General features: G+C 70.1%; 11 protein-coding genes and 1 pseudogene. 11 read left to right on the top strand and 1 reads right to left on the bottom strand.

Translation table 11 applies throughout. The features are described 5' to 3' along the window. Positions 1 to 58: 58 nt before the first annotated feature. The 10 genes and pseudogenes from DFJ67_RS19105 to DFJ67_RS19155 form a co-directional block, all read left to right on the top strand. Positions 59 to 934 (top strand): annotated as a pseudogene (locus DFJ67_RS19105) (ATP-binding protein); the annotation flags it as partial. Then, entirely contained in the window at positions 927 to 2123 is a 1197-nt protein-coding gene (dprA, locus tag DFJ67_RS19110) for a DNA-processing protein DprA (RefSeq protein WP_116069230.1), read from the top strand. The pseudogene DFJ67_RS19105 and the gene dprA, both read left to right, overlap by 8 nt. 191 nt (positions 2124 to 2314) lie before the next feature. Then, complete coding sequence (locus tag DFJ67_RS19115; protein ID WP_147315547.1) at positions 2315 to 2536, top strand: hypothetical protein; 222 nt, start codon at positions 2315 to 2317, stop codon at positions 2534 to 2536. A gap of 337 nt (positions 2537 to 2873) precedes the next feature. Continuing rightward, on the top strand, positions 2874 to 3737 hold the full coding sequence (gene rpsB / locus DFJ67_RS19120) for a 30S ribosomal protein S2 (protein ID WP_116069232.1): 864 nt from the start codon (positions 2874 to 2876) through the stop codon (positions 3735 to 3737). A gap of 71 nt (positions 3738 to 3808) precedes the next feature. Continuing rightward, complete coding sequence (gene tsf, locus DFJ67_RS19125; RefSeq protein WP_116069233.1) at positions 3809 to 4645, top strand: translation elongation factor Ts; 837 nt, start codon at positions 3809 to 3811, stop codon at positions 4643 to 4645. A 293-nt stretch (positions 4646 to 4938) separates the two neighbouring features. Then, positions 4939 to 5679, top strand: coding sequence for a UMP kinase (gene pyrH / locus DFJ67_RS19130; protein ID WP_409362994.1), 741 nt, complete (start codon positions 4939 to 4941; stop codon positions 5677 to 5679). 33 nt (positions 5680 to 5712) lie between these two features. Then, positions 5713 to 6270 carry a ribosome recycling factor gene (gene frr / locus DFJ67_RS19135; protein ID WP_116069235.1) on the top strand — a complete coding sequence of 186 codons (558 nt, stop codon included), beginning with the start codon at positions 5713 to 5715 and terminating at the stop codon, positions 6268 to 6270. Between the two features lie 117 nt (positions 6271 to 6387). Beyond that, positions 6388 to 7581, top strand: coding sequence for a phosphatidate cytidylyltransferase (locus DFJ67_RS19140; protein ID WP_116069236.1), 1194 nt, complete (start codon positions 6388 to 6390; stop codon positions 7579 to 7581). A gap of 1187 nt (positions 7582 to 8768) precedes the next feature. Beyond that, positions 8769 to 9890, top strand: a complete 1122-nt coding sequence (gene rlmN, locus DFJ67_RS19150; protein WP_116069238.1) for a dual-specificity RNA methyltransferase RlmN — start codon at positions 8769 to 8771, stop codon at positions 9888 to 9890. A 43-nt stretch (positions 9891 to 9933) separates the two neighbouring features. Continuing rightward, positions 9934 to 11070: a DivIVA domain-containing protein gene (locus tag DFJ67_RS19155; RefSeq protein ID WP_116069239.1), complete on the top strand. Its 1137-nt coding sequence runs from the start codon at positions 9934 to 9936 to the stop codon at positions 11068 to 11070. Between the two features lie 511 nt (positions 11071 to 11581). Here DFJ67_RS19155 and DFJ67_RS19160 read toward each other — a convergent pair. Then, positions 11582 to 11812, bottom strand: a complete 231-nt coding sequence (locus tag DFJ67_RS19160; RefSeq protein ID WP_116069240.1) for a hypothetical protein — start codon at positions 11810 to 11812, stop codon at positions 11582 to 11584. 133 nt (positions 11813 to 11945) lie between these two features. On the opposite strand from DFJ67_RS19160, the gene DFJ67_RS19165 reads away from it, so the two are divergent. Next, entirely contained in the window at positions 11946 to 13544 is a 1599-nt protein-coding gene (locus DFJ67_RS19165; protein WP_116069241.1) for a Rieske 2Fe-2S domain-containing protein, read from the top strand. Position 13545: the final 1 nt, after the last annotated feature.

Here is a 13545-nt window from a genome sequence, read left to right on the forward strand (position 1 = left end):
TACGAGTGGACCTTCGCCGCCGGCCACGGTAACGGTTCATCCATCATTTGGCGTGTTGCCACCTGGAGCGGGAAAGACGATGTTGGCCGAGCGGCTGCCGTCGGTGCTGCCGTTGCTCGACGACGAGTCGGCGCTGGAGGTCTCCGCGCTGCACTCGGTGGCGGGCCTGCTCCCGGCCGGCGGCCGGCTGCTCCGCCGGCCACCGTTCCAGGCACCCCACCACTCGGCGACGCTGGCCGCCCTGGTCGGCGGCGGTTCCGGCCTGGCCCGACCCGGCGCGGTCTCGCTGGCACACCGAGGCGTGTTGTTTCTGGATGAAGCCCCCGAATTCGCCACGAGAGCCCTCGAAGCGCTGCGCCAGCCGCTCGAGTCGGGCCGGGTGCTGCTGAGCCGCACTGGCGGCACCACCGAATATCCGGCGCGGGTCCAGTTGGTGATCGCGGCCAACCCCTGTCCATGCGCGCAACCACAGGGCGACGCGCGCTGTGAGTGCACGCCGGTCGCCCGCCGCCGCTATCTGGGCCGCCTGTCCGGCCCGCTGCTCGACCGCATCGACGTGCAGCTCGAGCTGATGCCGGTGACCGCGGCAGACCTGTTCACCGCGAGCCGGGCCGGCGAGCCGTCGGCTGACGTGGCCGAGCGGGTGGCCAAGGCCAGAGCCGCGGCGTGGGCCAGGTGGGCGGTCGACGGCTGGCGGGTCAACGCCGACGTGCCGGGCCCGCAACTGCGCCAACCACCATGGCGGTTGCCGCTGCGCGACACCAAGGAGCTTCGCAGACGCCTCGACAGCGGCGGTCTGTCGGCCCGGGGCTTCGACCGGGTGCTCCGCATGGCGTGGTCGATCGCCGACCTCGACGGCCGAGACCGTCCGATGGCCGGCGACGTTGACGAGGCGCTGGCCCTGCGCACCGGAGGGCGGCGGCTCCATGTCTGACACCGAGATCAAGCTCGCCCGGATCGCATTGACGATGCTGGCGGAGCCCGGCACCCGGGCGGTCTACCGGCTGGTGGCCCGGCATGGCCCGGTCGACGCGCTGACGATGACGCTGGCGGGCGAGATCCGCGACCAGCCGACCCGTGAAGCCGTCCAGGCCCGGCTCGGCGCCGGCGATCCCCGTCCGCTGGCCGAGACGGCGTTGGCGACGGGTGAGCGGCTCGGCGCGCGCCTGGTGGTCCCCGAAGACGACGACTGGCCGAGGCAGGTGTCGGCGCTCGAACACATCCAGCTACCCGGTGCCGACCGACGCGTCGACCGCGAGTTGGCGCCGCCGCTGTGCATCTGGGTACGCGGCGAGTGGCCCCTGGCCGAAGCGTTCGACCGCTCGGTGGCGATCGTGGGATCGCGGGCGTCGACGCAATATGGCGAGCACGTCGCGACAGACCTGGCCTATGGCCTGGCCGAACGCGAGTGGACGATCGTGTCGGGCGGCGCATTCGGCATCGACGCGGCCGCCCATCGCGGTGCGCTGGCGGCAGGCGGGCTGACGATCGCGGTCCTCGCGTGCGGCATCGAGCGGGCCTATCCGGTCGCGCACACGGCCCTCTTCGACCGCGTGGCCGAGACCGGTCTGCTGATCACCGAGTGGCCACCGGGTGCCGACCCGCTGCGGCCGCGTTTCCTGATCCGCAACCGGGTGATCGCCGCCGCCACCCGTGGCACTCTCCTGGTCGAGGCGGCGGCCCGCAGCGGCGCCACGCAGACCATGCGCCGGGCGCTGGCCCTGCGCCGCCGGGCGCTGGTGGTCCCCGGCCCGGTCACGTCGGCGATGTCGGTCGGCTGCCACGAGATCCTGCGCCAGCACGCGTCGGCGCGGCTGGTGACCAACGTCAGCCAGGTCCTCGAAGAGGTCGGCCGGATCGGCTCCGACCTGGCGCCGGTGCCGCAGGGGCCCCAACGCCCGCGCGACCAACTCGATGACCAGGCCAGCTTCCTGCTGGAGTCGATGCCCCGGCGGGGAGCGATCAGCCCTGACACGGTGGCCACCCGCGCGGGCGTCGACATCCGCACGGCGCTGCGCAAACTCACCCTGCTGGAAGCGCTGGGCTTCGTCATTCGCCGCGACGGCGGCTACGCCCTGGTGACGACCCGCCGCCGCGCCGCCACCGAGGACGATCCGCCATGACGGTGTCTTCAGCGGCGGGTGCTGCCGGCGATGAACGCCGGTGGGGTGGCGCTGTCTGCTGGCTGAGCGGCGCCGGGCGGCATCGCGTGCGGACGCGTGGGTTGGCCGTGCGGGCCTTGGCGGTGCGGGCCGTCGTCGTCGATGTCATCGAACTGGTCTGTGTGGCCCGACCGCAACACGGGGAGGTTGGGATGGATGAGAGAGCTGCGTCGAGTTTCCTGACGGAGGCCGAGTTGCAGGAGCGGCTGCGGGCCGGGCGGGATGCGGCCGTGCGGCGGCGGTCGGAGCGGCTGCGACTGCGCGCGGCGTTCGCCGCTACGCGCTGCGTCGGCCTGCAGGAGAGGCACGCGACCAAGCTCGCGCGGTTGGACCGGGAACTCTCCGATCTGGCTGACCCGGGCCTGCCACCTTGATCGACGCGATCCGGACCTTCATCGCAACAGCAGCGAAAGGCGGCATCCGACAACTGACCGCATATCTGGCTCAAGAGCATTACTTGCCCTGGTGGAAGCGCCCACCGAGGCGGGGAAGGAGCGCAGTGATAGACCGCGTACACTTGGGTTTTGGCGACCGCCGCAGGGCGGTCGACCTCGCGCGCCCTTCTCGCATCCGGGTCCTTGTGGCCCGAGGTGAGCGACGGTCCCCTGGTCCCGATCTTGATTGGGCCCACCATGACCGGCGGCCGGGCGTCAGGACGCTCGGCCAGCCGGCCGGCGTGACAACCAGGGACAACACGAGGAGTACCCCACCATGGCCGTAGTGACCATGCGTCAGCTGCTGGAGAGCGGTGTCCACTTCGGGCACCAGACCCGGCGCTGGAACCCGAAGATGAAGCGCTTCATCTTCACCGAGCGTAACGGCATTTACATCATCGACCTGCGCCAGACGCTCGACTACATCGAGAAGGCCTACGAGTTCATCCGCACCACCGTCGCCGAGGGCGGCAGCGTGCTGTTCGTGGGCACCAAGAAGCAGGCGCAGGAAGCCATCTCCGAGCAGGCCTCGCGGGTCGGCATGCCCTATGTCAACCACCGCTGGCTCGGTGGCATGCTCACCAACTTCCAGACGGTCTACAAGCGGCTCCAGCGGATGAAGGAGCTCGAGGCGCTCGGCGACCTCAGCGGCACCGCCGCCGGCTACACCAAGAAGGAGACCCTGCAGCTCTCGCGCGAGAAGGACAAGCTGACCCGCACCCTGGGCGGCCTGCGCGACATGCAGAAGATCCCGGCCGCTGTCTGGATCGTCGACACCAAGAAGGAGCACATCGCGGTTGACGAGGCCCGCAAGCTGGGCATTCCGGTCATCGCGGTGCTTGACACCAACTGCGACCCCGACGAGGTCGACTTCCCGATCCCGGGCAACGACGACGCGATCCGGTCGGCCGAGCTGCTGACCCGCGTGGTCGCGGCCGCCGTCGCCGACGGGCTCATCTCTCGTTCGGGCCGTGGTCGTGGCGGCGACGAGAAGCCGGAGCCGGGCGTTGTCGGCACCGACGAGCCGCTGGCCGAGTGGGAGCGCGAGCTCCTCGAGGGCGCTGACAAGAAGGCCGACGAGAAGGCCGAGCCGAAGGTCGAGCAGAAGGCCGACGAGTCGGCCGCTGTCGCCGCGGAATGAGCTGGTTCCGAGCCCGCCCCGATCGGGCGGGCTCGGCCCCACGACCCCACTAACCATCAAAAGAGAGAGTCATGGCTGACTTCACCGCCGCGGACGTCAAGAAGCTCCGCGATCTCACCGGCGCCGGCATGATGGACAGCAAGAAGGCGCTGACGGAGGCTGACGGCGACTTCGACAAGGCCGTCGAGGTCCTGCGGATCAAGGGCGCGAAGGACGTCGGCAAGCGTGCCGGGCGCACCGCCGCCAACGGTCTGGTCGCACACTCCGGCACCGCGCTGCTCGAACTCAACTGTGAGACCGACTTCGTCGCGAAGAACGCCGACTTCGTCGCGCTCGCCCAGCGTCTGGTCGAGCACGCCGCGGCGGCCGGTGTCACCGACGTCGAGGGGCTGCTCGCCAGCAAGCTGGCCGACGGCACCACCGTCGCTGACACGATCCAGGAGGCTTCCGCCAAGATCGGCGAGAAGCTGGTGCTCAACCGGTTCGCGGTGCTCGACGGCGACGGCTCGGTGGCCGTCTACATGCACCGCAAGAGCCAGGACCTGCCGCCCGCGGTGGGTGTGCTCGTGCAATACACCGGCAAGAGCGACGAGGCCGCCGACGCCGACGCGCGTGGCGTCGCGATGCAGATCGCCGCGATGCGGCCGAAATACCTCACCCGTGACGAGGTGCCGGCCGACGTGGTCGAGTCCGAGCGCCGCATCGCCGAGGAGACCGCTCGCGAAGAGGGCAAGCCGGAAGCCGCGCTGACGAAGATCGTCGAGGGGCGCACCAACGCGTTCTTCAAGGACTTCGTGCTCCTCGAGCAGGCGTCGGTCGCCGACAACAAGAAGACCGTCAAGCAGGTCGTCAGCGAGGCTGGCATCGCCGTGACGCGGTTCGTCCGCTTCGAGGTCGGCCAGGCCTGAGTCCGGCTGCCGCGCCCCCGTCGAGCTGACGGGGGCGCGCCACCGGCCGGGGCGCCGGTGGCCAGGGAGGCAATACGCTCCAGGTGGCACCGGACAGGTGCCGCCGCGAGGCGCACCGCGGAAAGCACGGACCGGTGCGAGGTGACAAGCACCTGAGGGTGTGGCCGCGGATCCGCACCCGGCGGTGCGGACGCGGAACCGGACCCGACGGTGCCAAGGCAACGAGCACCGGATCGGTGCCGAGGCGGACGAGAGGCGGTCGGATGGCCCACGTGGCAGACGAGTCAGCGCGGGTGGTCGAGGACCCCACCGCACCACCTCCGGGCCGGCCCCGCCGGGTCGTTCTGAAACTGTCCGGCGAGGTGTTCGGCGGAGGCATGGTCGGTGTCGATCCCGACGTCGTGCAGGCCGTAGCCCGCCAGATCGCGTCCGTCGTCCGTCGTGGCGTCCAGGTCGCCGTCGTCGTCGGCGGTGGCAACTTCTTCCGCGGCGCCGAGTTGCAGAAGCGCGGCATGGACCGCGCCCGGGCCGACTACATGGGCATGCTCGGCACGGTCATGAATTGCCTGGCCCTCCAGGACTTCCTGGAGAAGGAAGGCATCGAGACCCGGGTGCAGAGCGCGATCACGATGGCCCAGGTCGCCGAGCCCTACATCCCCCTGCGCGCGATCCGCCACCTGGAAAAGGGCCGCGTGGTGATCTTCGGCGCGGGCGCCGGGATGCCTTACTTCTCCACCGACACCGTCGCCGCCCAGCGCGCGCTGGAGATCCGCGCCGACGTGGTGTTGATGAGCAAGAACGGGGTTGACGGGGTCTACACCGCCGATCCGCGCACCGACCCGACGGCCAGCAAGTTCGACTCGGTCACGTTCGCCGAGGTGCTTCGGCGTGGCCTGCGGGTCGCCGACGCGGCCGCGTTCAGCCTCTGCGAGGAAAACGGCCTGCCGATGCTGGTGTTCGGCGCCGAGGGCGACGACACGATCATGCGGGCCGTCGCGGGCGAGCGCATCGGCACCTTGATCACAGCCAACTGAGAGCCACATCCCCAGAAGGAGGCGACGGACCAGGTGATCGACGACACACTCTTCGAGGCCGAAGAGAAGATGGATCGCGCGGTCGACCACGCCAAGGAGGAGTTCGCCGCGATCCGCACCGGGCGAGCCAACGCGGCGATGTTCTCGAAGATCGTCATTGACTACTACGGCACCCCGACGCCGCTGACCCAGATGGCGTCCGTGGGCACCCCGGAGCCGCGGATGGCGATCATCAAGCCTTACGACAACTCGCAGATCAATGCGATGGAGAAGGCGATCCGCGACTCGGACCTCGGGGTCAACCCCAACAACGAGGGCAACCAGCTGCGCATCAACCTCCCGCAGATGACCGAGGAACGCCGCCGCGAGATGATCAAGGTCGCGCGGGGCAAGGCCGAAGATTCCAAGGTCGCCATCCGCAACGTACGGCGTAAGGCCAAGGAAGAGCTCGACCGCCTGGTGAAAGACGGCGAGACCGGGGAAGACGAGGGGCGACGGGCCGAGAAAGATCTCGACGACCTGACTCACCGCTACACCACACAGATCGATGAACTCCTCAAGCACAAGGAAACCGAGCTGCTCGAGGTCTGAGCTGGAGGCGGCCGCGAGTGCAGTAGGCTCGGCACGATTCCTCCTGGTCAGGAGATCGATACGCGAAGGGGGGCTCGGCGACATGCGGCGTTCAACGGCGAGCCCGGTTACGGCGTGATGTCCTACTCCGACCCCTATTCGAGCGTTGATCCGCGTCGGGCGCGACACCCAGGTGTCGCGCCCGAGGATTACGACCCGGGCTTCCCCGCCAACCTCGATGTCCCGGGCTGGGCCGGCCCCACGCAACCCGGGTTCCAACAGCAGCCCGAGCCCGACCCCGACCCGAGGCACGAGCCCGAGGTCAACGGCTACACGGCCGACACGACCCAGCTCCCGGTCGTCGCCCCCCGCGACGACGACCGCCGCCGCGGCGAGCCGCGTCCCGACGCCGACCGTCGCCGCGCGCGATCCGACGACGAGCCGTCCGACCCACCCCAGCGTCGCCGCGGGCCGGGCAAGCGCCGGGCTGGCCCCGGCCGGCCGCCGACGTCCCAGAAGCCCAGCCGCGCCGGCCGCAACCTCCCCGCCGCGATCGGCGTGGGCGTCACGCTCGGCGGGGTCCTGGTCGCTTCGCTCTACCTCTACAAGCCGGCCTTCCTCGGCGTGCTCGCGCTCGCGGTCGCCATCGGCATCTGGGAGGTCAGCCGCGCCACCCGCGAGGTCCGCGCGCATCCGCCGACCATCCCGCTGATCGCCGGCGGCATCCTGATGGTCGGCCTGGCCTGGTACGCCGGTGCCGACGCCCTGCTCCTCGGCCTGGTGGCGACGCTGTTGGCCGCGGCCGTCTGGCGCTTGGCCGACGGGACCAAGGGCTTCAAGCTGGACATGACCGTGTCCACCCTGATAGCGGTTTACGTCCCGTTCCTAGCCGGCTTCGCCGCCCTGCTGGCGGTCCCGGAAGACGGCGCCGACCGGGTCCTGGTGGTGCTGATCGCGGTGGTGCTGTCAGACACGGGCGGCTACGCGGCCGGGGTCTTCTTCGGCCGGCATCCCATGGCACCGACCATCAGCCCGAAGAAGTCCTGGGAAGGCTTCGGCGGCTCGGTGGTAGCGGCCGCCGTCGGCAGCGCACTGACCTGCTACTTCCTGCTGAACATCGACTTCTGGTGGGGCGCCGTCTTCGGCGTGGCGATCAGCGTGGCAGCAGTCCTCGGCGACCTGGGCGAATCAATGCTCAAGCGTGACCTGGGCGTCAAAGACATGAGCCGCCTGCTCCCGGGCCACGGCGGCCTGATGGACCGCCTCGACTCGATCCTGTTCGCGGTACCCACCGCTTACCTGCTCCTGTCGATCTTCGCCCCGGTCCGCTGACCCCGGCGCCGTCCGCTTCGGCGGCGGCCACTACTGCCTGCCCCGACGCGGTGACCGCGCCGTTGACCTCGGGGCACTCACCATTACCGCGGCGACCGCGGTGGCACGACAGCTGTGACCGCACCGATGACGGCGACCGCCATCAGGCCGGCGGCGATCGTGGCGACGGCGGTGGCGCGGCGAAGGCGCGGACCGCGGCCCTGATGTCGGCGCCTGCCATTACCGCGGCGACCGCGGTGGCACGACAGCTGTGACCGCACCGATGACGGCGACCGCCATCAGGCCGGCGCCGATCGTGGCGACGGCGGGGGCGCGGCGAACGCGACCGCGGTGCTGCGCCGGCTGTACTCGTCGGTGACCGCGGCGGCAAGGCACCCCTGTGGGGCAACCATCTTCGGTGCGGCGAAATCGCGGACGATCCCGTCGCAGGCCAAGGCGCGGACCGCGGCCCTGATGTCGGCGACCGCCAATACCGCGGCGACCGCGGTGGCACGACAGCTGTGACCGCACCGATGACGGCGACCGCCATCAGGCCGGCGGCGATCGTGGCGACGGCGGGGCCGCGGCGAAGGCGCGGACCGCGGCGATCGTGGCGACAGTCGGGGGATGACGGCTGTGGCCGCGGCGATCCGGCCGACGCGCCGACGGTGGCGATGGCTGTGACCGCGCCGAACGCCGGTGGGGACGACCGCGATGAGGCCCGTGGCGAATTAGGGCGTGACCGCGGCGACAGCGCAAACCCCGCCGATGGCGGCGGCGGCGATGACGGCGCGCCGGCGACCACGCCGGCGACTCTCGAGGCGATGACCGAGGCGACTGATGGGACGGGGCGGCCTCGTTGGGCGCCGTGCTGGCCGGCGCCCAACGAGGCCGGCGGGGAGCGGGCCGCAGCGGCAGGAACGGGTTGCCGATGGGTTGGCGGGTCGGGGCGCGGCGGAGTTGGGGAAAGTGATGTTTCGGAAGTGGTGTGCGGTAAAGCGCAATTAGTCGGTGCCGGTGGCAATTCGATCGGGGTTCGGGTTACTGATTGTGTGCCGCGGAGTCGGCAGCGAAGCGGTGCGCGCGGGAGCGAGCGGTCGCACACCCGACGGACGTGCGTCGATGAATTGGTATTGGATCTTCGTATTTGTGTTCCGGCACCCGGGCAGGTGAAGGTGATCGACCAGTCGTGGGAGACTGGAGCGGCCATGACGAGTCTGCCCATCATTCAGCCCAAGACCGCGACCGCCGGGCGGCGTGCGGCCATGCCGCCGCGCCACCTTGCCGATCTTGATGTTGCGGGGCGTGAGGCCGCGTTGGTCGCGCTCGGTGAGCCTCGGTTTCGGGCCCGGCAGCTTTCGACCCATTACTTCGGGCGGTTGGTGCGGGACCCCGACGCGATGACCGACCTGCCGGCGACCAGTCGGGCGAAGATCGCGACGGATCTGTTGCCGCTGTTGTTGACGCCCGTTCGCGAGACGGCCACCGACGACGGCACCACCCGCAAGGCGTTGTGGCGGCTGCACGACGGGGCGCTCGTCGAGAGCGTGCTGATGGGCTACCCCGACCGGGTCACCGTCTGCATCTCCAGCCAGGCGGGATGCGGCATGGCGTGCCCGTTCTGCGCCACCGGTCAGGCCGGCCTGACCCGCAACCTGTCCACCGCGGAGATCGTCGACCAGGCCGTCTACCTGGCGGGGGTCGCGGCGTCCGGTGCGATGGAGGGGTCGCCTACGCGGCTGTCGCATGTCGTGTTCATGGGCATGGGCGAGCCGCTGGCCAACTACAACCGGGTGTTGGCGGCCGTGCGGCGGCTGACGTCGCCGGCTCCCGAGGGGCTCGGGCTCTCCCAGCGGCACATCACGATCTCCACGGTCGGGCTGGTGCCGGCGATGCGCAAGCTTGCCGAGGAAGACCTCGCGGTGACTCTTGCGCTGTCGCTGCACGCGCCCGATGATGATCTGCGCGATGAACTGGTGCCGGTCAACCAACGGTGGAAGGTGGCCGAAGTGCTTGACGCCGCGTGGCATTACGCGGATCGCACGGGGCGCCGTGTTTCCGTCGAATACGCGATGATCAAAGACGTGAACGACCAGCCGTGGCGAGCTGATCTGCTCGGGCGTCTGCTGGCCGGGCGGCTCGCGCACGTCAACCTCATCCCGCTCAACCCGACGCCGGGGAGCAAGTGGGATGCCAGCGCCAAGCCGGTCGAGCGCGAGTTCGTCCGGAGGCTGCGCGCGGCGGGCGTGTCGACTACCGTGCGTGACACCAGAGGTCGCGAGATCGACGGTGCGTGCGGCCAGCTTGCCGCTGCTGAGGTGACGACATGACCGCGTTCGGGGCCGCGGCCGAGCGAACTAACCAGGAGACATAGTGGCGAGCCAGGGTCAACGATTCCGCCGTCGGGCGCTCCGTCGCGGCTACAAGGTCGACGAGGTCGACGCGTTCCTCGACCGCGTCGAGGCGACCCTTGCTGGCGACCCGGTCGGCCAGCCGGTTGGCGCGCAGGAAGTACACGACATCGTCTTCCGGGTCCGCTTCGGCGGATACGACGAATGGCAGGTCGACCTGCACCTCGACCGGGTCGAGCGGCAGGTCGGCGAGCTCGAGGAGCGCAACGGGCGTGCCGGCGGCCCAGACCGGATGGGGCTGCCGGACCGGATGGGCGGTCCGTCCGGACCTCTCGGCCCGCCCGACCGCTTCGGGCCGCCGCCGGACCGCATGGGTCCGCCCGATCGCATGGGTCCGCCCGACCGGATGGGTCCGCCGATCGCGGCGCCGCCCCCGGGCTCTTTCGGCCCGCCGGACCGGATGGGTCCGCCCGACCGGCGCGCGGCCGCCATGGGTGGCGGTCCGCTGCCCACCCGCCCGTTGCCCAACGACGACCCCTACGCGCGTCCCGGCCCGCCGCCGCCCTACGGTGGCGGATTCGACGGCCCGCCGCCGCGCGGGTATGACGGTGCTCCGGCCGGACCGCCCCCGCCGATGGGTGGGCGTGGTCCCGGGTTCCCGCCGGACGACCGCTACGACGGCCCGGAGCAGCCGGGTCGGCGCGCCAAGATGGACATGACCGCCGAGATCCGCATGCCGGAGCGGGGTGACCTGGGCCGCGGCGGCCCGGCACACCCCGGTGGTGGCGGTCCCGGCATGGGCCCTGGTCCCGGTGGTCCCGGGATGGGTGGCGGCCCCGGACTCACGATGGGCGGCGCGCCCGGCGGTGCACCCGGTATGGGCGGTCCGCCGCTCATGGGTCCGCCCGGAAGCGACCTCGCGCGGGTCGACCAGATGCGGCGGGCGTTCCAGGTGCGTCGGTTCGGCAGCGGGTATGACCCGGCTCAGGTCGACCGGTTCTTCGAAGATGTGCTGACCGGCATGACGGGTCGTGGTCCGATCCCGATCACTGACGCCGATTTCGACGCTACGCAGTTCGGTCTGGTGCCTGGTGGTTATTTCGAGGCTGAGGTCGAGCAGGCGCTGATGGAGGTTCGCGACATCGTTCGGCGGCGCTGAGGGTTTTCTTCCGTCCCGCTCGTCGGTCAACTGACCGGCGGGCGGGACGTTTGTTTGTCCGCACCCGCTTGGCTGCGCGGCGCCGGCTCCGGCTCCTCGGTCGTGGCAGCGCCGGCATGGGCGGCGGTCGCTGAGCGCGGCTGGCGGCGCCTTCGCTTTGTCTCGCGCCGGTCGGGGCCCGATCGTTGTGGTATGTCGCCGACGCGTGCGCTGGGCGATGGTCTTCGGTCGTGCTCGGGCTGGATGGCGGGGTCGCGAGCGCTGGTCATCGGGGCGGTCGTGCTCGGGGCCGGGAGTGCCCGTCGCGTTGTTCCCGTTTGCCGCGGCAGCATCTGGGCGATGAAGCCCATCGCCCCCCGCAGACCTGTTCGGGTCGCGGCAGGGGTGATTGTGTGGCGCGGGCCTGGCAGCGGAGCGCAGCGCAGCGGTCCCCGGCGGGAGCGACGGTCGTGCCGCCGACGAGCCCGGGACCGGTTGCTGCTTGGGCTTTGCGGCTTTCCGGCTTCTCCGGTTAGGAGGAGGAGCGGAGGCCGTTGCGGCGGAGGACGGCGTCGCCGATGACCGCGAGGATGAGGCCTGCGGCGATGCCGTTGAGCCAGATGCGCTCGACGCCGGAGACCTCGTTGTTGCAGAACTGCATCAGCACCAGGGAGATCGCGACGACGACGGCACCGATCTGGCCGCCCTTGCGGTGACCCGGCTTCTTCTGGTCGGGGGCGATGACCGGCTCGTGCTCTGCCACCTCGTGGCTCCTCCCTCGGATGGATCGGAGATCAGTGTGGCACGCCCGTGGCGTCGAGGATCGGGCACCCCGGCTCGTCGGGTAGCGTTTTCGCCGTACACGACGATGCTTTTGATCTTGGGGGTTTGCTGCCGTGCGAGTGACCGGGACGGGACACGCCAGCATGCGGATCGACACCCCAGCGGGGAGCATTCTGTGCGACCCCTGGGTTAATCCCGCCTATTTCGCGTCGTGGTTTCCCTTCCCCGACAACTCGCTGCTCGACTGGGAGACGCTCGGGCAGGTCGACTACCTGTATCTGAGCCACCTGCACCGCGACCACTTCGACGCCCCGCACCTTAAGCGGTTTGTCTCGAAGAAGGCGCGCGTGCTGCTGCCGGAGTATCCGACCAGTGAGCTCGAGGACCAGCTTCGCGAGCTCGGGTTCACCGACTTCATCAAGACCGTGTCCGAGGAGGTCGTCGAGCTCGACGGCGGTCTCAAGGTCATGATCCAGGCGTTGACGTCGCCGACGGACGGGCCGATCGGTGACTCGTCGCTCTGGGTCGAATATGACGGGGTGCGGCTGCTCAACCAGAACGACGCGCGGCCGACCGACCTGTCACTGTTCACCTCCCTCGGGCACGTGCACGCGCACATGCTGCAGTTTTCGGGCGCGATCTGGTATCCGATGGTCTACGAGCTGCCGCAGTCGGCGAAGACCGCGTTCGGTAAGCAGAAGCGCGATCGGCAGTTTGACCGGACCTGGCGCTACATCGATGACCTGAAGGCGTCGCACGTCTTCCCGATCGCCGGGCCGCCGTGCTTCCTCGACGACGAGTTGTGGCAGTTCAACGACATCTTCGGCGACGAGGGCAACATCTTCCCGGACCAGTCGGTGTTCATGAAGGAGTACGCCAAGGTCGGCGGCACCAACGCCATCGTTCTGCTGCCCGGCAGCGTCACCGAGGTCACCGAGTCGTCGGCCGAGACCACGCACCCCACCGATGTCGACGAGTTCTTCGCCAACAAGGTGGCCCACCTCGAAGAGATGCGCGAGCGCAAGCGCCCGATCATCGTGGCCGAGAAGGCGTCGTGGCGGCACCCCGAGATCGACGTGCTCAAGGAGATGAAGCGCCGCATCGAGCCGCTCCTCGAAGAGTCGATCTACCTGGCCAAGGGCGTCGGTGGTCCGGTGCGCTTCGACCTGGTCGGCTACGACGGCGAATCAGTCGAGTCGATCGTGGTCGACTTCCCGGGCAAGGAGGTCCGGCGGTATGCGGACGAGAAGGTCCGCTATCGCTTCCGCACTGAACGGGCGCTCGTGGAGCACCTCCTTTTCATCGACGAGGTCGACTGGGTCAACTCGCTGTTCCTCTCCTGCCGCTTCTCGGCGGCGCGGATCGGGCAATACAACGAGTTCGTGTATGCGTTCTTCAAGTGCCTGTCGGAAGAGCGGCTGCAATACGCCGAGGGCTGGTATGACGAGCACGAGCGCACCACCGACGCCGAAGACGTCACCCTCGGCGACTGGGTCGTCCAGCGGCGCTGCCCGCACCTCAAGGCCGACCTGACCCGCTTCGGCATCGTCGACGGCGATCAGCTCACCTGCCAGCTGCACGGATGGCGCTTCGACCTGCCGAGCGGGCGCTGCCTGACCGGTGTCGGTCACCAGATCCGCGCGCGCCGGGTCGGCGAGCCCGCACCCAGCACCGAGGGCGACACGCCGGAAGCAGCGGCGACGCCGGCCTAAG

The organism is Asanoa ferruginea (assembly GCF_003387075.1).
Taxonomy (GTDB): Bacteria; Actinomycetota; Actinomycetes; order Mycobacteriales; family Micromonosporaceae; genus Asanoa; species Asanoa ferruginea.